The sequence below is a fragment of the Flavobacterium hauense genome, assembly GCF_054457175.1.
This window is the reverse complement of sequence record NZ_JBTKVX010000022.1, coordinates 44,227-70,285: the sequence shown is the minus strand read 5'-3', so window position 1 is coordinate 70,285 and position 26,059 is coordinate 44,227. Positions and strand designations below refer to the sequence as shown.

Genomic DNA, 26,059 nt, shown 5'->3' with positions numbered 1-26,059 from the left:
GCAATGAGGGAACAAATTGCGACACATATTGGAGAAATGGCAGAGTGGTCGATTGCGGCAGTCTTGAAAACTGTTGACTGTAACAGGTCCGGGGGTTCGAATCCCTCTTTCTCCGCCACATAGAGTTTCACTTGAAACTTTAAAAGTCAAAAAAACCTTTAGATCCTTGGATTTAAAGGTTTTTTCATTTATGGCTGTGTCATAAGATATATATAATTTCAAAGAAGAGTTACTTTTTCAGTTACCTTTTGAAAACATTATGTTTAGTGGTGCAAAAAAAGTAACTAATCTCAGGGAATTCCCTGAGATTCCTAGGGATGTTTACTAACAAACTTAGAAATCCCTTGAAAGGCGAAAAGGAAAAAATTTTTAAGTAATATTTAGACTGCCTTCTTTTAAAGATAGAGAAGAAATATCTTGAACTATCTAAACTGAATTTAGAAATTTCTTTAAACGATTTAAGAGCTGAGTTAAAAGGGAAGCGTAATCGTCAAAAAGCTAAATCAATTGGCATTTTAGAAGCTTTCGAAAAACATAATATCAACTATAAGAGGAAAGTAGATTCCGAAGAACGTACAAAAGCTTCAATGCAAAAGTACATGAGATCAAAAGATCTTTTGAAAAACTATATTCAAAAGTATTACAACATTACTGATTATCCTATTGATGAAATAAACAGCTCGTTTATATATAATTTAGAGTCATTCTTGAAATATGAAAGTGTTTATAAAGGCAAAGTTGGTATCAAAAATAATTCAGCAGTTAAGTACATCCGAAATTTCAAAACTATCTGTGCGTATGGGATTAAAATGAATTTGGTTACTAAAAATCCATTTGATATTTACGAAGGAAAAATAAACATCAAGGAAGCACAATTCTTGACCCAGCAAGAATTGAACACCATTGAACAAAAACTTTTTTCCACTCAGCGATTAGAAAAAGTCAAAGATATATTCCTATTTGGCTGCTACACGGGATATGCACCAGTGGATGCATCCAATCTGACATCTGAGAACTTATTTGAGGATAATAATGGAAACAACGATGGTGACTAATAAAAATTACCTGAAAGATATTTGGAAAAGCTGTCAATGTTGACAGCTTTTCATCTTATTTTTGCTATCAATTTGTAAAATTTAATGTTAAAAGCCAAATTATCAGGCTGAATAACCCCATAAATGATGAAACTAAAGGATTTTAGCCTATGTCTTCTTTTTTTGTTATCAAGTACATTATGTATTGCTCAATATAAATTATCCGGAAAAATACTTAATGAAAATACCGGTGAACCTATACCTGGTACAGAGGTTTATAACCGTACCATTGATAAGGTTATAAAAGCTAACGATAAAGGAGAATTCATCTTCATAAATCTAATTCCGGGAAAATATACTCTTGAATTCCTTTCTGATGAATTTGACCATACGACTGTAGATGTTACTATGGTTACAGACAATCAGCAGATTACTGTTGGTATGAAACCTTTGCTCATACAACTTTCTGAAGTGGTTATTGAAGAGAGACGTAATGAAGTATTCGGGCTTACCAGGTTAAAAGACATTGAAGGCACCTCTATTTATGCAGGCAAGAAAACTGAGGTAGTTATTCTTAGTAAGCAAATGGGTAATATGGCTGCTAATACTCCGCGCCAGGTTTTTTCGCAGGTAGTTGGACTAAACATATATGATAGCAATGACGGGGGGCTTCAACTTAATATTGGAGGAAGAGGTCTTGACCCTAACCGTTCTGCCTACTTTAATGTACGTCAGAACGATTATGACATTAGTGCCGATATTTTGGGTTATCCTGAAAGCTACTACACCCCTCCTGCCGAAGGCTTGGACCGCATTGAAGTTGTAAGAGGCGCCGCTTCTCTTCAATACGGGCCGCAGTTTGGCGGATTAATAAACTTCAGAATGAAAACACCTGTGAGTGACAAAAAGCTGGCACTTACAACACGCCAGACATTTGGCTCTTATGGTTTCATTACTAATTTTACAAGTATAAGCGGTACAGCAAGAAAATTCAGTTATTACACTTACTTTAATTACAAGCAAGGGGATGGTTTTCAGCCCAATTCAGAATTTAAATCTTATAATTATTTTGGAAACTTTAATTACCAGTTTACTGAAAAGACAAGTCTTGGATTAGATTATACTCACTTTAATTACCTTGCAAAACAACCCGGAGGACTTACTGATAAAATGTTTGTAGATAACCCTCTGCAGAGTAATCGTGAAAGGAACTGGTTTGAGGTTAACTGGAATCTTTTGGCACTAAAGTTTAAGCACAAGTTTAATATCACTACTGATTTTAGCTTTAACCTCTTCGGACTTCATGCTACACGAAATGCAATCGGATTCCGTTCTAACCGTGTTTCACAACCCGATTTTCCCAATACGCCAAGAGATCTTATAAAGGGAGAATTTTCAAATTGGGGATTTGAAACAAAATTATTGCACCGTTACAATTTCTTTGGCAATAAAAATGCCTTTGTAGTTGGTGCTAAATACTATGATGCCTATAACGCTGCCAAACAAGGTGCCGGAAGCCTGGGAAATGATGCTGATTTTAATTTTGCTACCGACAATATAGGATCAGATTATACTTTCCCAAATAACAATATTGCCTTATTTACAGAAAACATATTCCGTATTAGCTCAAAATTTACTGTAACACCAGGCATCAGATTTGAGCATATAAACACTAAAGCTAAAGGCTCATACAGAAAGATAAATTATGACAATGCCGGCAATGTAATATTGGATGAAACTTATAATGAAAATAATAATCTTAGCCGTTCATTTGTTTTATTGGGTATTGGTGTGAGCTACAAGCCAGTCGATGGCATTGAATTTTATTCTAACTTTTCTCAAAACTACAGGTCAGTTACTTTTAACGACATTCGTATATCAGAACCATCATATCAGGTAGACGAGAACATTAAAGATGAAGACGGTTATACATTTGATGGTGGTTTTCGGGGGAAAATTTCAGATAAGCTGACTTATGATGTGAGCGCATTCGGAATCGGATATAACAACCGACTAGGAGAAATACTTACCGAAGCAGAAGACTTTAGAATAGTACGACTGAGAACGAATGTAGGCGATGCCTTTATATATGGTCTTGAAGTATTTGGTAACGTTAATCTTCAAAAGACATTTTTTAACGCAGGTAATGACAATTACAGCTGGAGCACTTTTGTAAATACAGCCTTTACCAAATCGAAATATACAAAATCTAAAATAGCAGGTATAGAAGGAAATGAAGTCGAATTTATTCCTGCTGTTAACTTAAAGACGGGAATGTCTTTTGGGTATAAAAAATTCATGTCAAGCCTTCAGTTGACTTATATAAGCGAACAGTATACTGATGCTACAAATGCAAAAATTGATGAAACGGATAACCTTAGAGGTATCGAAGGGCAAATCCCTTCTTATCATATAGTAGATCTTTCTTTTTCATACCCTTTCAATAAATATCTAAAACTGGAAACAGGCATCAACAACCTTACAGACAATAAATATTTTACAAGAAGAGCTACAGGGTATCCCGGTCCGGGGATTATTCCTTCGGCTCCAAGAACATTCTATGCAACATTACAGTTTCAGTTGTAGTCCTGAGTTAATTTACAATATAATCGGAGCAATCCTCTTTCGGCTTATGAACGCCTGCTCCCTGCTGATAAACAACTGCTGCTCCCAAGTGGCCTGCATACAACAATGCACCTCCTCCGGCAATCATTAAGATGGCAGTCACGACCTTTAGGTATGCCGGTGCCGATTTATAATATGTTCTGAATAAAACAATTAGTAAGGCTGCAGAAAAAATAATAAGAGATATATAGCTCCACCACTGGTGTTCCTGAAGAGCTTTGGGATCGCAGATTTTCCTGATCTCTATGTTATAGGCCAATTGCCCTGAATAGATGCCAATCCAGCCGGATACAACGCCCAATACCAACATTACTTTCACCATTTGGGAAGTAAAGAGTTTCGAGGCACTATTTTTTATTATATATTGAAATAACCCTGCCGTTGAAGCCAACAGCAAGGTTACTATAGGTAAATGAACTATGACAGGATGCCATAATTCCGTTTGCCACATCGAATGTGTTTCATTCATATTAGTCAAGTATGCTTACAGATACTGGCTCAAGCTTATTACCTTTTTTCTCTACGGTAACTTCAAGACTACCACCTTCATGCAGTTCACTGAATTCTACAGGAGCACCGGCTTTAGTAAGCGTAGTTTTATCTGTAAAATAAAGCTCAAGCAATTTATTATCGGCTGTTCTTACGTATATCTCTTTCTCATCAGCGTCCACTTCTTCAGCTTTTCCCTTATAAGTTCCTGATTCTACGATATCAGTATCTTTATTTTCTCCACAAGATACAAACATAGTTGATGCCATTAGGACGAATATTGCAATACTTTTTTTCATGGTATTATAATTATTATGGTTGATAAATATTTTTAAGTTTTAATATTATAGTGAATTAAGGAATTTCAAAAGATCTTCCCTATCCTTTGATGATATTTTTTTGAATTTCTCTTTGGCTGCCTTTGCCTCACCTCCATGCCAAAGGATCGCCTCTGTTATATTGCGCGCCCTGCCATCGTGCATAAAATTAGTATGCCCATTTACAGTTTGCACCAACCCTATACCCCATAAAGGCGGTGTACGCCATTCGCTGCCTGTTGCGAGATAATCAGTAGCATTGTCGGCCAGTTCAGGTCCCATGTCATGCAAAAGCAAATCGGTATACGGTCTTATGGTTTGGTTAGCAAATCCTGCAATAAAATAAGAACTACCGGTCTGCATTTTAGGTTTATGACACGCTACACAATTAAGGTCTTTAAAAAGTTGTTTTCCTTTTAATACAGAAGGATCATTATGTTTTCTTCTTATTGGCACAGACAAAGCCCTTGAATAAAGCACTACCCTATCAAAAGTAGCATCTTCTATTTCGGGTGTACCTCCATTTGGTATATTACCGCAATCAACTCCCGGAGGACAATAGTCATTCGGAAATGTATAAGAGGTAATGCCCATATCATTTAAAAAAGCCGCAGCAACCTGTTGTTTTACTGTAGGCTGATTTGCTTTCCATCCAAAACGTCCCATTTTTTGTGAGTTGCTTTCAATATCATAAACATAATTTGGCCTTCCGGATATTCCGTCCCCATCACTATCATTTTCGTCGGCAAAACCTAAAAAGGTAGCTTCAGGCACTGCCTCAAGCAATCCAAGTCCAATAATCTGATTGGCAATACGTGGAGAGATCATTCCTCCCGAAGCCAATGGCCCATATCCGAGATTATTAACCGTGTAAATTGGCTTTTGTAATTGTACTGTTGTACCATCGTCAAAAGTTTCAGTAATAGTTTGATACGTAATGCTTATTTGCCCTTTTATAGTAGGCCCTAAAATAGCATTATCCTGCAATTGACCCCCATAGACAGGGTCACCTAAAGGCCCTCCATGCGAATCTGCTCCCGGAATACTAAGTCGTAATAAGAGGCCTCTTCCCAATTCGCCATCAAACATAGGCGGACGCCCGCGACCATCTTTAAAATGGCAGCTGGCACAGGCAATGGCATTGTAATAAGGCCCAAGTCCATCGCGTAAGGTAGTAGATGAAGGTGCCGAAACCCAACTCTGCCTGAAAAAAGAATTACCAACTCCAAAATCAGTATCCTGTACAGAATTCAGTCCTGTGTAAGCAAAGCCAAAAGCCTCCTCAGAAGCATTGTTCACAGTTGCCACGCCACCTGAAAATTGCTCACCCTCTTCGGGTCTTAAAATTGCATAATCTTCATCATTATTGCCGCATCCGATAAATAGTGGAATAAACAAAAATGCACAGATAAATTTTTTCATTGCAGTACTATAAAAAAAGTGTCCTTTAAAATAAAAGGACACTTTAAAATTTATTCTTTTATCGCGTAAACTTACTCAATCTCAACAACTAATCCAAGTGCAGTAGCACCTGCAAGCAGGTTTGGTCCAAGCTTTTCTTTTAGATCAACAATAGCCGTTTTAACCTTCGCTCCTTCTACTGATGATTCTCCTCCCGAAATAGCAAAATCAAAAGGAATTGCAATAGCTCCAATATGAGCTTCTGTTTCGTCAAACGATTCATCAGTATCATTAGCAACACCTGCATTTACTTGTTTTACAAGATCTTCCAGAGATGCCCCATCTATATTGCCATACTCACCTTTATAAACATTTTCAACACCTTTAAAGTTAAGGTAGATATCACGGTGTGTATTATCGCTGAAACAGCTATGTTCATCTTCCTGATCTTTACCAAAAAGAGCAACATCCATACGTTCGTTAGCAAGTTCTGCAGAAGCTAATGTAACTATACCAACATATATATTCTGAAGAGCAGTGTTAGCCGGTAATGCTAAAAATTCAGTTCTGTACTCACCACCTACTTTCCATTGATCAACTAGATAAGCAAGATGGTCCGTTAGAAGGTCCGCAACAACATTAATATAATCACGTCTCCTGTCTTGGTTTAGAGCCGTTCCACCATCAACAAAATCAGTATATGCTCTAAGACCTGCCTGTTTTGCCGAAGGATCGGTTAAATCCTGGCCCCAAAGCAAAAATTCTATAGCGTGGTAACCTGTACTGATGTTTTTCTCGCCACCATCTTCGTTAAGGCTGATAAGAAGATCTTTTGTAATTGATGGGTAAGTAGCTGTACTATTAATGATACCTCCATTTAGTAATGTACCGTTGTTATCCACATAATCAATATAATTTTCGTCAAGCGGCCATGCATTGATAAGCCCTTCAGGACCGTCTTCATTGTCAATTGGGCCATTAGCAAAACGGAATGCTTCGGTTGTACCGTAACTTTCCCTTGCATCTTTCCATTTGTTTTTAGCAGTTGTAAAATTAGCATCAGTAGGGTTAGATGTAAATGTAGTAATTGCTGTTTCAAGCTCTACTGCATCGTTATAAGCATCTTTGTAATTCTGATAAACAATATTAGCGTAGTTTTCTATAACCGCAGCTTTTGTAACCTGACCGTTTGATTTGTTATCATCATCGCTACAAGATACAAGCACTAATCCTGCGACTGCAGCAAACGATAATCCAAGAGTAACTTTTTTCATATTATATAATCCTTATTTAGATTGATTAAAAACAAAACAAATGTATAAACTTTTATAACATAAAAGATATTCGGTATATTTTTTTTTCACAAAATATAGATTATAAATTATTTAGATTAAATATAGATAAGTATGCTTACTTTTATACTTTTGCATAAATTTTTAAGCAATGAAGAAAATATTTGGACTCATAGTAATAACTTTACTTGTATCGGGATGCTCATCATCTGATAATAGCGATACAAACAAAAATGCCTATAACCGCGACGAAATGTTAGCTAACTGGGCAGACAATATTATCATTCCTTCTTACCAAAATTATACTGCTAAAGTGATATTACTTTCGGATAAGGCAGCTGCTTTTACTGCTGCACCTGATGCTGTTATTTTAGATGAATTGAGAACAGCCTGGCTTGATGCTTATGTTGCATACCAGTATGTAGCTATGTATGACCTTGGTAAAGCTTCAGATATGTTCCTTAAGCAAACGGCAAATACCTACCCTGCCAACGTAACAGGAATACATGCAAATATCGCTTTAGGCACTTATAATCTGAACTCTGCAGCACAATTTAGCAGCCAGGGATTTCCCGCTATTGATTACCTTATCAATGGAATAGGAAACGATACTGAAACTATAGCATATTACAGCAATACTAATGCTGCCGCATTTCTTAATGCTATAACTGTTCAACTAAAGAATACAGCTCAGACAGTTACAAATGACTGGACAAATGGCTATCGTGATACTTATGTAAATAATAATGACGGTTCAGTAACCAGTTCCGTTAATAAGACGGCAAACAACTTTATAGAAAACCTTGAAAAAGATGTCCGCTCAGGTAAGATTGGAATTCCTGCAGGACTGTTTTCTAACGGAACCACATTCCCCGATAAGGTAGAAGCTTATTACAAAAATGATGTTTCAAAAATACTTTTAAATGCAAGTATTAAGGCCGAACAGGACTTTTTTAATGGTAAAGCATTAAATGGCAATACTACAGGAGCAAGCCTAAAGAGTGCTCTTGATGCTGTCAAGGCTGTGAGAGACGGACAAAACCTGAGTGACATCATCAACAATCAGTTTGCAACCATCAATACTAAAAACAATGAGCTTAACAACAGTTTCTCTCATCAGATTATTAATGACAATGCAAAAATGGTTACTGCTTATAATACCCTCCAGCAAAATGTTATATACATCAAGCTTGATATGATGCAGGCTCTTAATGTTACTATTGATTACGTAGACGGCGACGGCGACTAAAAATGGCTTCCCATATAAAAGCATACTTAAATTCGTATACCAATGCATCAACACTGGCCTTTTTCAGGGTGGTGTTTGGTTTTATGATGCTTTTAGGACTTATACGTTTTGCTTTTAACGGCTGGATAGATAAGTTTTATATTCAGCCTTCTTTTCATTTTACGTATTATGGATTTAGTTGGGTTAAGCCATTTGGTATATATACCTATGCCCTATTTATAATTTGTGCCCTGGCTGCCATTGGAGTTACCATAAGCTACAAATACCGAATCTCCGCAATAACCTTTTTTCTAAGCTTTACCTACATAGAACTAATGGATAAGACTACCTATCTTAACCATTACTATTTTGTTTCGGTAATTAGTTTTGTGATGATATTTCTGCCGGCAGGTAATTACTTTTCAGTTGATACATACAAAAATCCGCAACGTTTGTTTGGACGGATTCCGCGATGGACAACAGACATCATAAAGCTTTTGCTTGCTATAGTCTATTTCTATGCGGGACTGGCAAAACTGAATTCCGATTGGCTCGTAAATGCCATGCCATTAAAAATATGGCTTTCGGCACATGCCGACCTTCCCATTATTGGATCACTGTTAATTAAAAATTGGGTAGCTTATGCCTTTAGCTGGTTTGGAGCAGTATATGACCTATTTATTGTATTCCTGCTTATAAACAGGCGCACCCGTCTATTTGGATTTGCTATAGTCATTGTTTTTCATTTAACAACCTCATTGCTATTTCCTATTGGGATGTTCCCATACATTATGATTGTTTCTACACTGATATTTTTTAGTTGTGATTTGCATACAAGAGCTCTTGAACTATTGAGTAAAATGCTTAAGCTCCCTAAAGCATTATTGGAAAACAAACGTATCTACACTTCCCATTCTGGCTTCTTCTATGGCTTAAGTGTATACATAATGGGTCTTTTTCTTGTATTTCAGCTGATATTTCCTTTCCGTTATTTGTTGTATCCCGGCGAATTATTCTGGACCGAAGAAGGCTTTAGACTGTCATGGCGGGTTATGCTTATGGAAAAAGCCGGTTATGCACAATTTATTGTTACAGATAGTAAAACAGGCAAAAGTATTTATGTTAATAATGATGATTTCCTTACCCGTTTTCAGGAAAAGCAGATGTCTTTCCAACCGGATTTCATACTGGAATATGCTCATTTTTTACATAATCATTATGAAGCATTAGGAATGAATGATCCCAAAGTAAATGTAGAATGCCATGTTGCACTTAATGGCCGATTGAGCCGACCTTACATAAATCCAAATACAGACTTAGCCCATATTCCCGAATCTTTGCAGCATAAAGAATGGATTCTGCCTTTTCAGGACAGGATCTGGGGTTTATAAACATAAAACTTCACACATACCAACCAGATATCTAAGCTGTAAACTAATTAAATTCAGATTTATTTCAAAATTGATTTGCTAAATTGCAGTATGAAAATCCTGATTGTAGAAGACGAAACCGAAATTGCACAAAGCATTAAAGAATACTTTAAGCCTAATGGTGTTCATTGTGAAACAGCAGAGAATTACAGAGAAGCCTTTGACAAAATAAGTATATACGATTACGACTGCATCTTATTGGATCTGATGCTTCCTGATGGCGATGGCTTAGATTTACTGAGAGAGTTGAAATCCAAGAACAAGATGGAAGGCGTAATAATTATTTCTGCAAAAGAAACACTCGACACTCGAATAGAAGGCTTTAATCTTGGAGCTGACGACTACCTGACAAAGCCATTTCACCTGTCGGAACTGTTGGTAAGAATGCAGGCTCTCATAAGACGCAAAAATTTTAAAGGCAATAATATTGTATCTTTCAATGAGATAAGTATTGACATATTAGCCAAAACTGTTTCTGTAAACAACAAATTAGTAGACCTTACCAAAAAGGAAACCGACCTATTGCTTTATCTTATAGGCAATGAAAACAAGGTACTCTCAAAAGGTGCAATAGCTGAGCATTTGTCGGGCGATATGGCAGATATGTTAGATAATCACGATTTTATATATGCCCACATAAAGAACCTTAAAAAGAAACTAACCAAAGCCGGAAGCGGCGATTATATAAAAACTATTTACGGCTTGGGTTATAAATGGCAAAATGAACAATAAAAAACTTCTAAACAAAACTACCAATAGCTTTCTTGCTTATGCAGTTATCATACTACTGATAGCAGCGCCCGTATTTTATTTCATTAGCCAGTGGCTTTACATTTATGAAACCGATGAGGTGCTGCTTTTTCATAAAGGCGCATTCGTAAAAGAAAGCCATAACGATTATACCGAAAGTGATATAGCTGCCTGGAACAAGTATAACCGCGATGTTGAAATAGTGTCTGATATGGGGGTAACAAAGGATTCTATTGTTGGCAAAATGTTGTTCGATTCTATAGCCAATGAAGAAGAACCTTTTCGACTTCTTTATGCCCCCGTAAATATAAATGGCAAAAGATACACCTATGTTGAGAAGACCAATCTTGTAGAGATGGAGGGCATGGTATTCAGTATTGCTGTAATGTTTTTATTTATCATCATTATACTTCTTGTGGGTATTATTTGGATATCAAAAACATCGGCAGCAAAAATATGGAGGCCATTTTATGACACTCTTAATCAGATACACAATTTCGAGATCGACAAAAACAAATCCCCACATTTCACACCAACTGATATCGATGAGTTTAACCGTTTAAATAAAAGTCTTGAAAAGCTTATTGAAAAGAATACGGCTATATATAAAAGCCAAAGAGAGTTTGTCGAAAACGCTGCTCATGAGCTACAAACTCCATTGGCTTTATTCCAGACAAAAATTGACACACTTGCACAATCAGATCTTACCAAAGAACAATCGCAGATATTAGGGTCTTTAAACAATGATGTATCAAGGCTTAACCGCCTTAATAAAAACCTTTTGCTTCTTTCTAAAATTGACAACGACAGCTATTTTGAAAAACAGCCTATTGTACTAAATGACTACATAGACAGACATTTTGATTTCTTTACAGAACAGGCAAAATCAAAAGGCATATCTGTAATAACAGAATTTAGTGCTAATGCCTCAATAAACTCTAATACTGTATTGTCAGAAGTAATGATAAACAACCTTTTCCTAAATGCCATCAGGCATAATATAAAAGGAGGAAAGATAATTATTGCTACTACTACTGATTCGATTACGTTTTCCAACACAGGTCAGGAAATACCTTTAAATTCAGAAAAATTATTCAATCGTTTTTCAAAAGCCGATCCTTCTGCTCAGGGCAATGGTCTTGGGTTGGCTATCGTAAAAAAGATTGCAGAGCTCAATGGATGGAATATATCCTATAGCTTTTCAGAAAATCTGCACCATTTTACATTAAAATTCTAAAATTCAGATTTCCTCCTAATTCACATCGCAACTTTACTATATAATTTAAAATATACTGATGTGATTTCCCTAAAAACTATATCGCTGCTAAAATTTATCCTGACAGTTATTACTGCCCTTTTTGCTTTATCAGCTACCGCACAATCAAAATCTGTAACTATATCGGGAACAATAAAAGACAGTGTCTCTAATGCAGCCCTGCCCTATGCTAATGTTGTTATCAAATCAAATGATAATGTATTAAAAGGCGGTACTGTGACAAATGAAGAAGGTTACTTTACAATTGAAAATATTCATCCCGGAAACTACATTTTAGAGATTAGCTCCATTGGGTATAAAACTGTAATACAAAAGCTCTTTGTAGGTTCGCTTTCGGAGTTTATAAACATAGGTGAAGTTCAAATTTCTGAAGACTCTCAAAAGCTTAATGAAGTCGTGATAGAGGCAACTCGCGATGAGGTAAATAACAAAATGGACAAAAAAACTTTTGCCCTGAGTGATAATATTTCCCAAAGTGGCGGATCTGTACTACAGGCAATGCAGAACCTCCCCGGAGTAACCTCCCCGGATGGCAAGCTACAGCTTAGGGGTAATGACAAAGTAATGATACTCATCGATGGCAGACAAACGGCACTTACAGGCTTTAATGGACAATCAGGTTTAGATAACATACCTGCATCGGCAATAGAAAAAATAGAGATAATCAACAATCCTTCTGCTAAATACGATGCCAACGGAAATGCAGGAATCATTAATATCATCTATAAAAAGAATAAAGAAGAAGGACTTAATGGTAAAGTTGGTTTATCATCGGGGTATGGAGCGTTGTGGGAACGAAAAGAAAACCTCCCTGCCATAAGGCCTCAGTATCAGCTAACGCCGAAGATCAATCCATCATTATCACTTAATTATAGAAAAGAAAAGATTAATGTTTATTTTCAGGGGGATTATTTATATACTGAAACCCTAAATAAAAATGAATTTGTTACCCGTACCTATGATGATGGCACAGTAATAAACCAGCAGACAAAACGTAACAGGAATACACATTTTACTACGCTTAAAACAGGTGTTGACTGGAATTATAATGACCGTAATACATTTGCATTTTCAGCTCTATATGGTAGTGAAAAGATAATTGACCATGGTGACGAACCTTTTTTTAATGCTGACTATTCACAGCGTTTACGTTTATGGCAGTTTTTAGAAGATGAGTTAAAAACCACTATAATGACATCGGCATCGTATCAGCATAAATTTAAAGAAGCAGGCCATGTACTGAATGCAGGATTGAACTATACTTTTCACAGGGAAAACGAAAAATACTTCTTTGATAACATAATGCCAACATTTACCGGAAAGGATGCCTTTAAGCTGCTTTCTGACGAAAGTGTTTTCGACCTTAATATTGATTATATAAAGCCTTTAAAATACGGGCGCTTTGAAACAGGATTCAAATTCAGGAACAGGCTCATTCCAACGAATATGCAATTTTACCCCGGGCTCAATTCACCAATAGATGTTAATGCCGGAGGAAAAGCCACTTACGAAGAGGCAATTCCTGCAGTATATGGCAACTATGTATTTGAAAGCAACAAAATAGAAGCAGAAATTGGCCTAAGGGTAGAATACATGGATCTTGAATATGAAGTAAATCCCAATCATCCAACGTATAAAAGTGATGGTTACAGCTATTTTCAGCCTTTTCCAACCATGCGATTCGCTTACAAAATCAATGACAGTCATAAATTATCGTTATTTTATAACCGAAGGGTCGACAGGCCAAATGAAGTCGATATTCGCATATTTCCTAAATATGACGATGCCGAAATTATTAAAGTCGGTAATCCGGGATTACGCCCGCAATTTACCAACTCAATAGAGCTTGGCTATAAGGCGACAATTAACAAAGGATATTTGTTTGCATCACTATATCAAAAATTTGTAGATGGTACAATTACCCGAATAGCAACTACAGCCCCGGGCAGCAATCTTATCTATAATGTTTTTGAAAATGCAGGTAAAACTTCCATGACAGGAATGGAAATGATTTTCTCTCAGAAACCTGTTTCATGGTATTCTTTTAACTTGAATGCGACTGTGTACCATAATATAATAGAATCGTTTACTGTGGACATCTTATATCCCGTGCCTACAACTTTCTCAGACACCAGGCATGATATAACCTCTGGGAACATAAAATGGAATAATACTTTTAATTTCACAAAGACTTTTACAGGCCAGTTGATGGCTACCTATCTTGCGCCAGATATTATCCCGCAGGGAAAGATAGATGCACGCTTTTCTATAGATGCTGGAATCAAGAAGACAATCCAGAAAGGAAAAGGTGAATTGTTTCTTAACGCAACTGACCTTTTAAATACTCTTGTAATAAAAAAAGAAATCAACGGAGACGGTTTCAGTTACACCAGTAAAGACTATTATGAAACACAGGTGATACGATTTGGCTACAGTTATAAATTTTAGGTAAGAGCAATTCAAAATTAATTCAAAATTAATTCAAAATTGGATTTGAAACTTGCTGACTAAAATTAGTCAGTATGTTTAAGAAGTTTCAGCTTTCAGGAAGGTTTAGCCTATTATTACATTTTATATTTTGGTTTTTAATCTTATCTCAGGTATTGCGCATCGCATTTTTTATCTGGCAATATGATGAAGCTTCATGGAATATAATAAACCTCATCCGAACATTGATAACAGGGTTGTTTTTTGACATTGGTGCTGTAACATTCATCAGCCTGCCTGCAATAAATTATTATGCTGTATTTCCCAATAAATGGATTGGATCATTTGCAGATAAAACGTTAGTATGGTTTTTCACAAGTCTGACAATTTTCATATTAGTATTTACCTTTTTTGCAGAACTTACCTTTTGGGATGAATTTAAAACCCGTTTCAATTTTATTGCTGTTGATTATCTTATCTACACACATGAAGTTGTAGCCAACATCAATCAATCCTACCCACTGCCAGTATTGGTAAGCGGAGTACTTATTTTTACCGCAGCAGTCTTGTTTCTGTTTCATAAAAGAAAAGCATTCTTCAATACATTTACAAACAATTCCCCACTTAAAGAAAGGATATCCTTTTTAGCCATCGCTATTTTAATTGCCTCTCTTTACACCACATTCATAACCAACAACCAAGCTGAGTGGTCATCAAACCGTTATAATTCTGAAATCTCAAAAAACGGTGTGTATTCCTTTTTTGCAGCATTCAGGAACAACCAGATGAAATACACTGAGTTTTATACTTCAATAGACAACAATAAAGCCTTTGGTATTGTAAAGGAAAAATTAAGTAGTGCCAATTCAAAATTTACAGGCAAAGGTTTTTCAATACACCGAAACATTACTGACAGCATTGCCACTAATGAAAAGAAAAATGTAGTTTTTATACTTGTTGAAAGCCTTAGCGGCAGCTTTATGAAAGAGTTTGGAAACGACGAAAACATTACTCCATTCCTTGACAGCCTTGCACAAAAAAGCGTTTTTTTTGAAAATCTATATGCAACAGGCACCAGAACAGTGAGAGGAATGGAAGCCGTTACATTATGCATACCTCCCACGCCCGGTCAGAGTATTGTAAAAAGACCGGAAAACTCTAATTTATATACAGTAAACACTGTATTTAAACAGAGAGGCTACGATTGTAATTTCTTTTACGGCGGCGACGGTTATTTTGACAATATGAACTCCTATTTTGGGGGAAATGGGTTTTCTATATATGACCGTGGCAGAGGGAGCGTATTAAGCGATAAGATCAAAACCACCCGAAACAATATTGATGATAACGAAGTAACTTTCGAAAACGCATGGGGAATTTGTGATGAAGACATCTTTAATAAGATGCTTAAAGTTGCCGATACCCAATATCAAAGTGGGCAACCGTTCTTCAATTTCATTATGACTACGTCTAACCACAGGCCATACACTTATCCTTCAGGTAAAATTGATATTCCTTCCGGTAAGAATCGTCAGGGAGCCGTTAAGTATACCGACTTTGCACTGAGAGATCTGTTTAAAAAAGCAAAGACAAAACCGTGGTTTAAAAATACAGTCTTTGTAATAATCGCCGATCATTGTGCAAGCAGTGCAGGTAAAGACGAAATTGATGTAGCTAATTATCATATACCTGCATTTATTGTTAACCTACCGGAAAGTTCAAATCAAAAGATTGCAAAGCAATGTTCGCAAATAGACCTGTTCCCTACCCTGTTCTCATTAATGCATTGGAACTATGATTCAGATTTCTTTGGTAAAGATGTCCTGGGAAATCAGTTTGAAGAAAGGGCTTTAATGGGTACATACAGAAAACTGGTACTCATGAAGCAAAATAAGGCAATGATATTGTCTGACCAGAAAAAACAGGCTTTCTATACATGGAACAAAAAAGATAATAGCCTTAAACCATTACCAATGGAACAGTCTTTTTTAGACGAAACCATTGCATGGTATCAAACTGCTGACTATCTCTTTACCAACAAACTTTTAAAATAATGTCCTACATCCACTTTATAGTAAATCCAATTTCGGGTAAGGGTGATCATGAAATCACTGCTGCTTACTTAAAAAGCTTTTTTCCTAATGATAGTTACATAATTCAGGTAGATTATACCGAATATAAAAATCACGCAACAGAGCTTACTAAAATGGCAATAGAAGCCAACCCGGACATCATTGTTGCATGTGGTGGCGACGGAACTATAAATGAAGTGGCATCTTGCCTTATAGGCACTGATATTAAATTAGGGATACTACCTGTTGGTTCAGGAAATGGACTGGCTGCTAATTTAAAGATTCCGAAAAAATTTAATGAAGCATTACAGGTCATTAAAACAGGAAATACCACTTCTATTGATGTAGGAAAGGTTAATGATCATTACTTTTTCAGCAATATGGGTATTGGCATTGATGCTATGATAATAAAGAATTATGAGCATTCAGGGAAACGCACGCTTATTTCATATATCAAATCAGCCCTCTCTGCAAGCTCAAAGTTCAAGCCGACAAAAACACTGATATCACTCCCCAACCGATTAATCATCGAAACTCCTTTTATGCTGTTTATCTCTAATTCTAATGAAATGGGATATGGTATGAGTCTTACACCAAAAGCAAGCCTTAGTGATGGATTGCTCGATCTGGTTATAATCCCTCCTCTTTCGTTTATGGAGAAGTTGCGATTAGGTTATTATGTCCTGCGTAACAAAACTGGAGATTTTAAAAAAGCACAGCATTTTTTAATTGACAAGCTTCATTTAGAACTGCCCGAAAAGATATTTCCTGATGTACAGATAGATGGTGAATACCATAATTTAAAAACTGTACATATTGATATTTATCTTCTCCCAAAAAACTTAACTGTAATTACTTAAATAAATGAGCTTTTCAAATCAATTCAGAAAAAATTCAGAATCACGTAAGACCTTCGCTTTATAATCAAAGAAAAACTATGCAATAAAACTACGCTTATTCAAAATCCCCTACTATGAAAAAAGCTGTTTTTTTATGCCTGTTATTTTCTGCTTTCAGTCTTTCTGCACAGCAGGTAAAAGAAACCGACAGTATCACCACTGATAGCGTTGCCTCTTTAAAATTCAATTACAAACAACTTATCATTCCGTCAGTTCTTATCGGATATGGAGTGGTCGGAATTGAAAGTGACCAGCTAAAAAGTTGGAACAGTCACATTCGTGAGGAAGTAACAGAAGACATCGACCAGAAAACTTCAATTGATGACTTTAGCCAATGGGCGCCAGCAGCTTCTGTTTATGCCCTTGATGCTTTTGGTGTAAAAGCAAAACATAATTTAAGAGATCGCACCGTGATCTTTGCAACTTCTTATGCAATTATGGCGACAACTGTCCTTAGCCTTAAATCAATCACGAAGATAGAACGTCCGGATGGCAGCTCTAATAACTCTTTCCCATCTGGACATACGGCTACAGCCTTTGCCGGAGCCGAATTTTTATGGCAGGAGTATAAAGATAAATCCATTTGGTATGGTATTGCCGGATATGCCGTAGCAACCGGAACCGGCTTATTCAGAATATACAACAACAGGCACTGGCTTACCGATGTAGCTGCCGGAGCCGGCATTGGTATATTGAGTACTAAAATAGCCTACTGGCTAAATCCTGTTATAACCAAAACAATATTTGGTGGAGATGCAAAAGAAAAGAAAACCACATCTTTCATTATGCCAAGCTATGACGGAAAAACTGTAGGATTAAGTTTTGTAAAAACATTCTAACAACACCAGACATGAAAAAGCTCATCATCTTATTAATCGTTACAATATGTGCTCTTTCTTGCAATCACAGAGATAAAGAGTATGTTCCACAGTCATTTACTTCAGGCAAATGGTATATTGCCGATTATCACAAAGACGGCAAAGAAAAACAGAATTTATACCCTGCTTTTTACTTTACTTTTTCAAAAGACAACTATATGACAGTTAAAAATGATAATCACATCTACTACGGAGAATGGTCCATCTTTAAAAGTGATGTTACTGATGATGCTCCGGTAAAGGATATTTATTTCAAAATCATATTTAATGAACGCGATTTATCTGAACTTAATGGTGACTGGAAGATTGAAAAGAAAACTAACGATTATATAAGCTTATATCAAGTTAAAAATGAAGGTAAAAATTGTTTGATATTAGAGAAATCTATCTAAACCCCAACAGGACAGATTTTATGTCATATTGGGAAACGCCATGATGCAGGATTTAAGCAAAAGAAAAATCAGACGCCAAAAGTCAAAAACCTTTAGATCCTTGGATTTAAAGGTTTTTTCATTTTATGGCAGTTGGATGAGGACCTTAAGTTAAAAAAATCACTATTTTTAACTAACATAGATTCATTACCATGACCGATAAATCACAGCTTAGAAGTTCAATTTTCAGACATCTTGATGGCTTAGCTATTGCTCCTGTAGCTATAGCATTACAGAAGCATTCAGTTTTAGAATATATCCTGAATCATAAACATGTTCAATTAGCAGAGTTCACAACAGCATTTAATGCAAATGAAGGCTATCTGAATGTTGGTTTAAGAATTCTGGCTTCTCAGGGTTTTTTAGATTATATTGTAGATAACAGTACTCAGAAAATCAGTATCTCTATAAATGAAAAAACTGAAATAGCTTTTTCATTGTTTCATTTATACGAAGATGTTGTTGATTTACTGCAATTTTCCACCCAGTTTCATCCACGGCTTTTTGAAGATTCACCGTTTGAAAAACTCAACATTATTTTTGATAAATATAAAAACAATTACGGGATTGTCCCTTCTGAGGATGTACTTACAAACAGCATTCAAAATCAGATCTTAAAACATATTGAAGGCTACCTGATCGGGCCAACAATAGTGCGCCTGGCAATGAACGGAATGTTTCATAAATATTTCATGGAAACTTCCTTCAGGCCGGAAGAATTTCATAAATCGCCTGAAAACTTTAAAAAAATACTCGACTTTTTTGTCCACCTTGGTTGGTTTGTTGAAAAAAACGGAAATTATCAATTTACCGAAACCGGACTCTTCTATGCAAAGAGAGCCACTGCGTATGGGGTAACAGTTTCCTATTTGCCAACATTTGCCAGGATTGAAGAATTGATTTTTGGCGATCCGGCCGTTTTAAGGATGGTAGCCGATGGTGAAAATGAAATTCACGTTGACCGTGAAATGAATGTGTGGGGAAGCGGCGGTGCCCACGACACTTATTTTAAGGTTGTAGATGAGATTATTATTAAACTTTTTAACCTGCCCATTGAAGAGCAGCCAAAAGGTATTCTTGATATGGGGTGTGGCAATGGTGCTTTCCTTCAGCATATTTTTGAAGTAATTGACAGACAAACCTTAAGAGGAAAAATGCTAGATGAGTATCCCTTATTCCTGGTTGGAGCAGATTATAATCAGGCTGCCCTGAAAGTAACAAGGGCTAATCTTATAAAAGCCGATATTTGGGCGAAGGTAATCTGGGGCGACATCGGGCGTCCGGACCTGCTTTCGGATGACCTGAAAGAAAATTACAATATCGACCTGAAAGACTTGCTTAACGTAAGGACTTTCCTGGATCATAACCGAATTTGGGAAGAACCGAAACACATCAATAAAGACAGGGTTAGTACTTCTACCGGTGCATTTGCCTATAGAGGAAGAAGGATCAGTAATAATTTCGTAGAAGATAATCTTTTGGAACATTTACAAAAATGGTCTCCTTATGTCCGAAAATTTGGCTTACTTCTGATAGAATTACATACCATAGACCCAAAACTTGCTGCAGCCAATTTAGGAAAAACTGCTGCGACGGCCTATGATGCCACACATGGCTTCTCTGATCAATATATTGTTGAAATAGATGTCTTCAACAAGGTTGCTGCTGAAGCAGGATTGTATCCGGATACATCTGTTTTTAAAAGATTCCCTGACAATGACACTGCTACAGTGAGCATTAACTTACTGAAAGGGAATTAATCCAATCATTTCCTTTCATAAAAAATATTTTAAAGATACTCCTTTATATTTATAACAAAACAGAGGCATGCTTAAGGCCGTCTCTGTTTTGTTTACAGCGGCCATTTACATTATTCCCATAAATAAGACATGATTAATATCATCTTTTTAAAGAATTTACGTAACAATATTTGCGTCTTTAAAAAGATATAATGAATAACAATACACATACTTTTCATATACCTGTAATGGGATTGGCTTATACTATTGACAGCCCCATAAGAGTTGCACATTACGGCATTTCATCTGTAATATCCATTATGGATGACGACCTCATAGAAAGAATGAATGCTTTTTACAGCGAAAAATTCAGTATTCCATATCAGGAAATCACAAAGAAGATAAATGATTACAGGGCTCGAAGAATAACGGCCTACTTAGATCTTGTTGATCAAATCGTTACTGAAAAATTTAATGCTTTTAAGGATGAACTAACCCAAAGCTGCACTGTATTAGAGAATTTTATCACTATGCTACCCGGAAAATCCGAATTGAAAAGAAAGCTTGAAACTTTTGTAAACGGTACCGGTATAAAAGACAGTTTAAGAAACTATTTAGACGAACATCTGTCTCCCGGAAGCATTGATGTTAATATAATGACCAAAGTAGACAGGCAAAATAGCGAAAACAACACGCTCCTGCCTGATCAATTTAATGATGCACATGCAGCACTTCGCGGATTTGCAAACAGTAGGCTAAACTCATCTGTAATTCTTTCCGCAGGGCTTAATCCTAAGCTATATGCTTACTTCGAGGATTTTACAGACTTCTATCCCGACAAAGATTTCCGGCTAAAAAAGAAAGTCATTATAAAAGTAAGCGATTACAGGTCGGCACTCATACAAGGCAGTTATTTTGCTAAAAAAGGGATATGGGTTTCTGAATTCAGAATTGAATCAGGGCTTAACTGTGGCGGACATGCCTTTGCTTCAGACGGAACTTTGTTGGGCCCGGTCCTTGAAGAATTCAAACAAAAAAAAGGAGAACTTATTAAAGCTACTTATGAGCTGCTTTGCAAAGGATTACTACAGAAAGGATATCCGGTTCCTCCCTTCCCTCCTGCGCTGCAAATAACGGTACAGGGAGGTGTCGGCACACATATCGAACATGAATTTTTATTAGAATATTACCAAACTGACTCTGTGGGTTGGGGATCGCCTTTTCTTTTGGTACCCGAAGCCACAGCTGTGGATAACGACACCCGGGAACTACTGGCAAAAGCTAAAGAGGAAGATTTATATACCAGCAATATGTCTCCGCTTGGAGTGCCATTTAATGCTGTCAGAGGTATGACCAATGAAAACCTAAGGCTTAAGAGGATAAAAATCGGAAGGCCGGGAAGTTCGTGCCCAAAAAAATATCTTGCTTTAGACAAAGAATACGATCTGCAGGGTATGTGCACAGCGTCTGCTAAATATCAAAAGAAGAAGGTTTCAAATATAATGGGTAACCAATGCACGACAGATATTGATCTTGAACAGGAGTACGAAAAGATAACCGAAAAATCGTGCCTATGTGTAGGGTTGTCCAATGCTGCCCTTTTGGAGAATGACATTCTCATAAAAGGAGATCGTGGAGTAATTGTTTGTCCCGGACCTAACATTGCCTATTTTGACAGGGAATACAGCCTTCAAGAAATGGTACAGCATATTTACGGCGGCACGTCTATAATAGATGAAATTAACAGGCCAAATCTGTTTCTAAAGGAATTACAGCTTAATGTGGATATACTGAAAACAAAATCATTTGAAACCGAAGTAAACGATAAGCAACTGGCTAAAACCAAAAACAATTTGCTGGAGGGCGTTTTATATTACAAAAAACTTTTCTTGGAACGCACTGATTTCAAGGCCAGTTCTTTTGATATTTTAATCCTGAATAATGCTGAAGATCAGTTAAACTCACTCTGTTTATAAATCATCTCTATGACACCGATGTAAGAGCACCTTGCCTTGTTCATTGAATCTTTATAACTACAATTAAAAATAACATCAATTCATAGTAACTTTGCAGCTATGAAAAAGATCCTCATTATAGATGATGAAGAAAAACTGAGAGGCTTAATCGCCAGGATAATTACCCTGGAGGGCTTTGAGGTTGTACAGGCCGGAGACTGTAAAATCGGACTCAAAAAACTGGAACAGAATACTATTGATATTGTATTGTGCGATGTAAAGCTGCCTGACGGTAACGGTGTAGACCTTACTGCCGTCATCAAACAGAGATTTCCTCACATTGAAGTTATCTTGCTGACAGCTTACGGAAACATCCCCGATGGCGTTCAGGCAATAAAAAACGGTGCTTTTGATTATATCGTGAAAGGCGATGACAATAATAAAATCATTCCTCTCATACATCGCGCTTTAGAAAAAAGCAGCCTGCAGCAACGTGTAGACCTTCTCGAAGCCAAACTTGATAAAAAATATTCTTTCGAAGGCATAATAGGTACCTCAAAAGCCATTAAAGATGCTATTGAGCTTGCTAAAAAAGTTGCCATAACCGATACCACTGTTTTGCTTACAGGTGAAACTGGAACAGGTAAAGAAGTATTTGCTAATTCTATACATCAATCGAGTCAGAGAAAGAATAAAAACTTTGTAGCGATCAACTGTTCTGCTTTCAGTCACGATCTGCTGGAAAGCGAGATGTTTGGCCACACGGCCGGAGCGTTTACCGGAGCTACCAAAGATAAAAAAGGCCTTTTTGAAGAAGCTAATCAGGGAACTATATTCTTAGATGAAGTTGGTGAAATGCCGCTTGACCTGCAGGCAAAATTGCTTCGCGTTATCGAAAATGGCGAATACATAAAAGTTGGTGAAAGCAAAATCACTAAAGTTGATGTGCGCATAATTACTGCAACCAACCGTGACCTTCAAAAAGAGATCGAGGCAGGACATTTCAGATCTGATTTATACTACCGCCTATCTGTGTTTCAGATCATGTTGCCATCACTTCGTAACCGTGTTACCGATATTGAATTACTTGCTACCTATTTTTTAAGATCTTTTGCTTTAAAGACCAATAAAAAAATGACTGGCTTTACCGATGGCTTTATCCATCTGTTAAAACTGCACAACTGGCCGGGTAATATCCGTGAATTAAAAAATGTACTGGAACGCAGTGTTATCCTTGAAAACAGTAATACACTTTCAGAAGACAGCCTTCCTTTCGATATACAGCAGTTAGCTGATGTTTCTCAAAAAGAAAATAAAATATTATCGGCTTTCTCATTAGCATCTGCTGAAAAGATACATATACAAAAAGTGCTTAATTATACCAATGGCAATAAGACTGAGACAGCAAAATTGCTGAATATTGCCCTTACCACCCTTTACAGAAAACTCGAGGAATACAAAATCTATTAAAATACTATCATTTTAAAAGTGCCAACCCTATCAAAACGATAGGGTTTTTCTTTGGCACAACATAGCCAAACACAAGTATTTGCAAGTATATCAACACATTAGGGCTTTTACGCCATTAAAGGCATTCATTTTGGCATATACGTGCAAAACGTATAACAATTATCAAAATGAAAAACAGGGTAAAAACAGCTTGTTCAAAAGCAGTCCAGTTTGCTGAAATAACAAAATCTCTAATCCGTAAAGGTAATATTGCCAGAGCTAAACATTGCCTTAATGTGGCAGAGCAATTGATGATATCCGGAAACACCGAAACAAAAAATGTAATCTCGAATATTTACATCTACTCCGTTTCCACCTTTATGGAAATTCACAATTGCAGCATCGCAAACCTATTTCCGAAATCGCTTCGTGAAGAATATCTAAAACAGGTAAACACCTCAGGAGTATAAAACCATGACAACAATTATTTTAATCGTTACCGGAATAGCACTGTTTATAGTATGCTTCAGATCAATAAACTTCTTTGATAAAATATAATCATGATAGCACTATTTATACTCTCGGCTTGTGTTTTTGGGTACATCTGCTATGTACTCATAAAACCTGAAAAATTTTAGACTAAGCACTTTGTGCATCACCCCTCAATACTAAGTAATGAATACTGAAATCTTAGGAATTATAGCAATGTTTGTTCTCACGGTAGTGCTGGCCGTACCGCTGGGCAAATATATAGCCCGTGTATATACGGGATCCAAAACTTTTCTTGACCCGGTTCTAAACCCAGTAGAAAAGTTATTTTACCGCCTGAGCGCAATCAGTCATGAAGAAGAGATGGACTGGAAAAGGCATTTAAAAGTAATGCTTACCATGAACTTCATCTGGTTTATTTTAGGAATTATTGTTCTGATGTGCCAGGGATGGCTTCCCCTCAATCCGGATCAGAATTCGAACATGTCGCCGGATCTGGCTTTTAATACCTCGATATCTTTTATAGTAAACTGTAACCTGCAGCACTATTCGGGTGAAACAGGTGTAAGCTACCTTAGTCAGCTCTTTTTGATGTTCCTACAGTTTGTTTCTGCCGGTACCGGCCTTGCAGCGGGAGCAATCCTTTTTAATGCCCTGCGTGAAAAGACTACCGAGAAACTGGGTAATTTTTATGTGTACTTTATAAAATCATGTACCCGCATTCTATTACCATTATCAGCAGTTGTAGCAGTAATACTATTGCTTAACGGCACACCAATGACTTTTGAAAGCAAACAGGATATGGTAACGCTCGAAGGTCAAAACGTACAGGTTTCTACAGGTCCGGTTGCGGCTTTTACAGCTATAAAGCATATAGGCACCAATGGTGGAGGTTTCTTCGGTACTAACTCAGCACATCCATTAGAAAACCCCAATTACTTTACCAATATGGTAGAGATGATTGCCCAGATGATCGTACCGTTTGCAATGATATTTGCCCTGGGCTTTTACCTCAACAGAAAAAAACTGGCTCTCATGATATTTGGCGTAATGACAGTAGGTTTTCTACTGCTTACAGTGCCAACTGTTATGACAGAAATGAATGGAAATCCCGCGCTAAGCCATATGGGCATTGATACTTCGGCAGGAGCTACCGAAGGAAAAGAAACAAGGTTTGGCGCAACGGCTTCCGGCTATTGGAGCATTGCCACAACAGTAATATCTACAGGATCTGTAAACTCAATGCATGATAGCGCTATGCCATTATCGGGTATGAACCAAATGTTAGCCATGATGGTTAACTGTTTTTATGGCGGCTGTGGCGTAGGACTTCTTAACTTTTACATTTTCATAATTCTTGCAGTCTTCATCAGCGGTCTTATGGTGGGTAGGACACCTGAGTTTTTGGGCAAGAAGATAGAAGCCCGCGAAATGAAGATCGCTATGATGATTGCCCTGCTCCACCCTTTCCTTATCCTAACAGGAGTTGCATTATCTACGGCTTTCCCCGGGCTTGGCGCAAGTACACTTAATAATCCCGGTTATCATGGATTTAGTGAGATATTATATGAATTTACCTCATCGGCAGCTAATAACGGTAGTGGCTTTGAAGGACTGGGTGACAACAATCCGTGGTGGAATATCACTACCGGCATCGTACTGCTCTTATCGCGTTACCTGCCCATCATTGGCCCGATTGCAATAGCCGGACTGCTGGCCTCTAAAAAGCACATACCTGAAAGTGCAGGTACCCTGAAAACTGATACCTCAACATTTGGCCTGATGGTATTTGCCGTGATAGCCATAATTGCAGCGCTGTCTTTCTTTCCGGCTCTTACGCTTGGCCCTATTGCTGAATATTTTTCCCTTTAATCCCTG

At 37.0% G+C, this 26,059-nt stretch carries 21 protein-coding genes and 1 tRNA gene; 18 read left to right on the top strand and 4 right to left on the bottom strand.

The window, feature by feature from the left end; genetic code table 11:
* Positions 1-30 precede the first annotated feature (30 nt).
* The 3 genes from ACX0HA_RS14955 (at position 31) to ACX0HA_RS14945 (ending at position 3,620) form a co-directional block, all read left to right on the top strand.
* Positions 31-118 (top strand) — tRNA-Ser (locus tag ACX0HA_RS14955).
* A 283-nt stretch (positions 119-401) separates the two neighbouring features.
* Positions 402-1,055 (top strand): phage integrase SAM-like domain-containing protein, encoded by a 654-nt coding sequence (locus tag ACX0HA_RS14950; protein WP_458846113.1) that lies wholly within the window; start codon positions 402-404, stop codon positions 1,053-1,055.
* A 123-nt stretch (positions 1,056-1,178) separates the two neighbouring features.
* Positions 1,179-3,620: a TonB-dependent receptor domain-containing protein gene (locus ACX0HA_RS14945; protein WP_458846105.1), complete on the top strand. Its 2,442-nt coding sequence runs from the start codon at positions 1,179-1,181 to the stop codon at positions 3,618-3,620.
* 7 nt (positions 3,621-3,627) lie between these two features.
* Here the strand turns inward: ACX0HA_RS14945 and ACX0HA_RS14940 are convergent, their stop codons facing one another.
* The 4 genes from ACX0HA_RS14940 to ACX0HA_RS14925 all read right to left on the bottom strand — a co-directional run bounded on the left by ACX0HA_RS14940 (position 3,628) and on the right by ACX0HA_RS14925 (position 7,140).
* A complete protein-coding gene (locus ACX0HA_RS14940) occupies positions 3,628-4,128 on the bottom strand; it encodes a DUF2231 domain-containing protein (protein WP_458846104.1) in 501 nt (166 codons plus the stop codon).
* A gap of 1 nt (position 4,129) precedes the next feature.
* Positions 4,130-4,447: a hypothetical protein gene (locus ACX0HA_RS14935; protein ID WP_458846103.1), complete on the bottom strand. Its 318-nt coding sequence runs from the start codon at positions 4,445-4,447 to the stop codon at positions 4,130-4,132.
* A 45-nt stretch (positions 4,448-4,492) separates the two neighbouring features.
* Entirely contained in the window at positions 4,493-5,887 is a 1,395-nt protein-coding gene (locus tag ACX0HA_RS14930) for a di-heme oxidoreductase family protein (RefSeq protein WP_458846102.1), read from the bottom strand.
* Positions 5,888-5,958: 71 nt separating this feature from the next.
* On the bottom strand, positions 5,959-7,140 hold the full coding sequence (locus ACX0HA_RS14925; protein ID WP_458846101.1) for an imelysin family protein: 1,182 nt from the start codon (positions 7,138-7,140) through the stop codon (positions 5,959-5,961).
* A 169-nt stretch (positions 7,141-7,309) separates the two neighbouring features.
* Here ACX0HA_RS14925 and ACX0HA_RS14920 point away from each other — a divergent pair, with 169 nt between their 5' ends.
* From ACX0HA_RS14920 to kdpA, 15 genes are all read left to right on the top strand, one after another.
* Positions 7,310-8,407: an imelysin family protein gene (locus tag ACX0HA_RS14920; RefSeq protein ID WP_458846100.1), complete on the top strand. Its 1,098-nt coding sequence runs from the start codon at positions 7,310-7,312 to the stop codon at positions 8,405-8,407.
* 2 nt (positions 8,408-8,409) lie between these two features.
* The gene (locus ACX0HA_RS14915) at positions 8,410-9,777 is read left to right on the top strand and encodes an HTTM domain-containing protein (RefSeq protein ID WP_458846099.1); all 1,368 of its coding nucleotides are present in this window, start codon (positions 8,410-8,412) and stop codon (positions 9,775-9,777) included.
* 90 nt (positions 9,778-9,867) lie between these two features.
* Positions 9,868-10,548 carry a response regulator transcription factor gene (locus ACX0HA_RS14910; protein WP_458846098.1) on the top strand — a complete coding sequence of 227 codons (681 nt, stop codon included), beginning with the start codon at positions 9,868-9,870 and terminating at the stop codon, positions 10,546-10,548.
* On the top strand, positions 10,538-11,803 hold the full coding sequence (locus ACX0HA_RS14905) for a sensor histidine kinase (RefSeq protein ID WP_458846097.1): 1,266 nt from the start codon (positions 10,538-10,540) through the stop codon (positions 11,801-11,803). Before ACX0HA_RS14910 ends, ACX0HA_RS14905 begins: the two co-directional genes overlap by 11 nt.
* Positions 11,804-11,863: 60 nt before the next feature.
* Positions 11,864-14,290, top strand: a complete 2,427-nt coding sequence (locus ACX0HA_RS14900) for a TonB-dependent receptor domain-containing protein (RefSeq protein ID WP_458846096.1) — start codon at positions 11,864-11,866, stop codon at positions 14,288-14,290.
* Positions 14,291-14,364: 74 nt separating this feature from the next.
* Positions 14,365-16,323 carry an LTA synthase family protein gene (locus ACX0HA_RS14895; protein WP_458846095.1) on the top strand — a complete coding sequence of 653 codons (1,959 nt, stop codon included), beginning with the start codon at positions 14,365-14,367 and terminating at the stop codon, positions 16,321-16,323.
* Positions 16,323-17,201, top strand: a complete 879-nt coding sequence (locus tag ACX0HA_RS14890; RefSeq protein WP_458846094.1) for a diacylglycerol/lipid kinase family protein — start codon at positions 16,323-16,325, stop codon at positions 17,199-17,201. Before ACX0HA_RS14895 ends, ACX0HA_RS14890 begins: the two co-directional genes overlap by 1 nt.
* Before the next feature lie 113 nt (positions 17,202-17,314).
* On the top strand, positions 17,315-18,079 hold the full coding sequence (locus ACX0HA_RS14885) for a phosphatase PAP2 family protein (protein WP_458846093.1): 765 nt from the start codon (positions 17,315-17,317) through the stop codon (positions 18,077-18,079).
* 11 nt (positions 18,080-18,090) lie between these two features.
* Complete coding sequence (locus tag ACX0HA_RS14880; RefSeq protein WP_458846092.1) at positions 18,091-18,510, top strand: hypothetical protein; 420 nt, start codon at positions 18,091-18,093, stop codon at positions 18,508-18,510.
* A 191-nt stretch (positions 18,511-18,701) separates the two neighbouring features.
* Positions 18,702-20,309, top strand: coding sequence for a class I SAM-dependent methyltransferase (locus tag ACX0HA_RS14875; protein ID WP_458846091.1), 1,608 nt, complete (start codon positions 18,702-18,704; stop codon positions 20,307-20,309).
* 191 nt (positions 20,310-20,500) lie between these two features.
* Positions 20,501-22,264: a hypothetical protein gene (locus ACX0HA_RS14870; RefSeq protein WP_458846090.1), complete on the top strand. Its 1,764-nt coding sequence runs from the start codon at positions 20,501-20,503 to the stop codon at positions 22,262-22,264.
* A 99-nt stretch (positions 22,265-22,363) separates the two neighbouring features.
* Positions 22,364-23,713, top strand: coding sequence for a sigma-54-dependent transcriptional regulator (locus tag ACX0HA_RS14865; RefSeq protein ID WP_458846089.1), 1,350 nt, complete (start codon positions 22,364-22,366; stop codon positions 23,711-23,713).
* Positions 23,714-23,880: 167 nt separating this feature from the next.
* Complete coding sequence (locus ACX0HA_RS14860) at positions 23,881-24,162, top strand: DUF7674 family protein (RefSeq protein WP_458846088.1); 282 nt, start codon at positions 23,881-23,883, stop codon at positions 24,160-24,162.
* Positions 24,163-24,252: 90 nt separating this feature from the next.
* The gene (locus ACX0HA_RS14855; RefSeq protein ID WP_458846112.1) at positions 24,253-24,330 is read left to right on the top strand and encodes a potassium-transporting ATPase subunit F; all 78 of its coding nucleotides are present in this window, start codon (positions 24,253-24,255) and stop codon (positions 24,328-24,330) included.
* Between the two features lie 37 nt (positions 24,331-24,367).
* The gene (gene kdpA, locus ACX0HA_RS14850; RefSeq protein WP_458846087.1) at positions 24,368-26,053 is read left to right on the top strand and encodes a potassium-transporting ATPase subunit KdpA; all 1,686 of its coding nucleotides are present in this window, start codon (positions 24,368-24,370) and stop codon (positions 26,051-26,053) included.
* Positions 26,054-26,059: the final 6 nt, after the last annotated feature.

What these genes read in the sequence shown, in the direction of transcription:
- ACX0HA_RS14875 (WP_458846091.1), top strand. Translation starts at nt 18,702, where the DNA reads ATGACCGATAAATCACAGCTTAGAAGTTCAATTTTCAGACATCTTGAT.
- ACX0HA_RS14870 (WP_458846090.1), top strand. Translation starts at nt 20,501, where the DNA reads ATGAATAACAATACACATACTTTTCATATACCTGTAATGGGATTGGCT.
- ACX0HA_RS14935 (WP_458846103.1), bottom strand. Translation starts at nt 4,447, where the DNA reads ATGAAAAAAAGTATTGCAATATTCGTCCTAATGGCATCAACTATGTTT.
- ACX0HA_RS14920 (WP_458846100.1), top strand. Translation starts at nt 7,310, where the DNA reads ATGAAGAAAATATTTGGACTCATAGTAATAACTTTACTTGTATCGGGA.
- ACX0HA_RS14945 (WP_458846105.1), top strand. Translation starts at nt 1,179, where the DNA reads ATGATGAAACTAAAGGATTTTAGCCTATGTCTTCTTTTTTTGTTATCA.
- ACX0HA_RS14915 (WP_458846099.1), top strand. Translation starts at nt 8,410, where the DNA reads ATGGCTTCCCATATAAAAGCATACTTAAATTCGTATACCAATGCATCA.
- ACX0HA_RS14930 (WP_458846102.1), bottom strand. Translation starts at nt 5,887, where the DNA reads ATGAAAAAATTTATCTGTGCATTTTTGTTTATTCCACTATTTATCGGA.
- ACX0HA_RS14925 (WP_458846101.1), bottom strand. Translation starts at nt 7,140, where the DNA reads ATGAAAAAAGTTACTCTTGGATTATCGTTTGCTGCAGTCGCAGGATTA.
- ACX0HA_RS14910 (WP_458846098.1), top strand. Translation starts at nt 9,868, where the DNA reads ATGAAAATCCTGATTGTAGAAGACGAAACCGAAATTGCACAAAGCATT.
- ACX0HA_RS14890 (WP_458846094.1), top strand. Translation starts at nt 16,323, where the DNA reads ATGTCCTACATCCACTTTATAGTAAATCCAATTTCGGGTAAGGGTGAT.
- kdpA (WP_458846087.1), top strand. Translation starts at nt 24,368, where the DNA reads ATGAATACTGAAATCTTAGGAATTATAGCAATGTTTGTTCTCACGGTA.
- ACX0HA_RS14865 (WP_458846089.1), top strand. Translation starts at nt 22,364, where the DNA reads ATGAAAAAGATCCTCATTATAGATGATGAAGAAAAACTGAGAGGCTTA.
- ACX0HA_RS14895 (WP_458846095.1), top strand. Translation starts at nt 14,365, where the DNA reads ATGTTTAAGAAGTTTCAGCTTTCAGGAAGGTTTAGCCTATTATTACAT.
- ACX0HA_RS14940 (WP_458846104.1), bottom strand. Translation starts at nt 4,128, where the DNA reads ATGAATGAAACACATTCGATGTGGCAAACGGAATTATGGCATCCTGTC.
- ACX0HA_RS14860 (WP_458846088.1), top strand. Translation starts at nt 23,881, where the DNA reads ATGAAAAACAGGGTAAAAACAGCTTGTTCAAAAGCAGTCCAGTTTGCT.
- ACX0HA_RS14885 (WP_458846093.1), top strand. Translation starts at nt 17,315, where the DNA reads ATGAAAAAAGCTGTTTTTTTATGCCTGTTATTTTCTGCTTTCAGTCTT.
- ACX0HA_RS14855 (WP_458846112.1), top strand. Translation starts at nt 24,253, where the DNA reads ATGATAGCACTATTTATACTCTCGGCTTGTGTTTTTGGGTACATCTGC.
- ACX0HA_RS14880 (WP_458846092.1), top strand. Translation starts at nt 18,091, where the DNA reads ATGAAAAAGCTCATCATCTTATTAATCGTTACAATATGTGCTCTTTCT.
- ACX0HA_RS14905 (WP_458846097.1), top strand. Translation starts at nt 10,538, where the DNA reads ATGAACAATAAAAAACTTCTAAACAAAACTACCAATAGCTTTCTTGCT.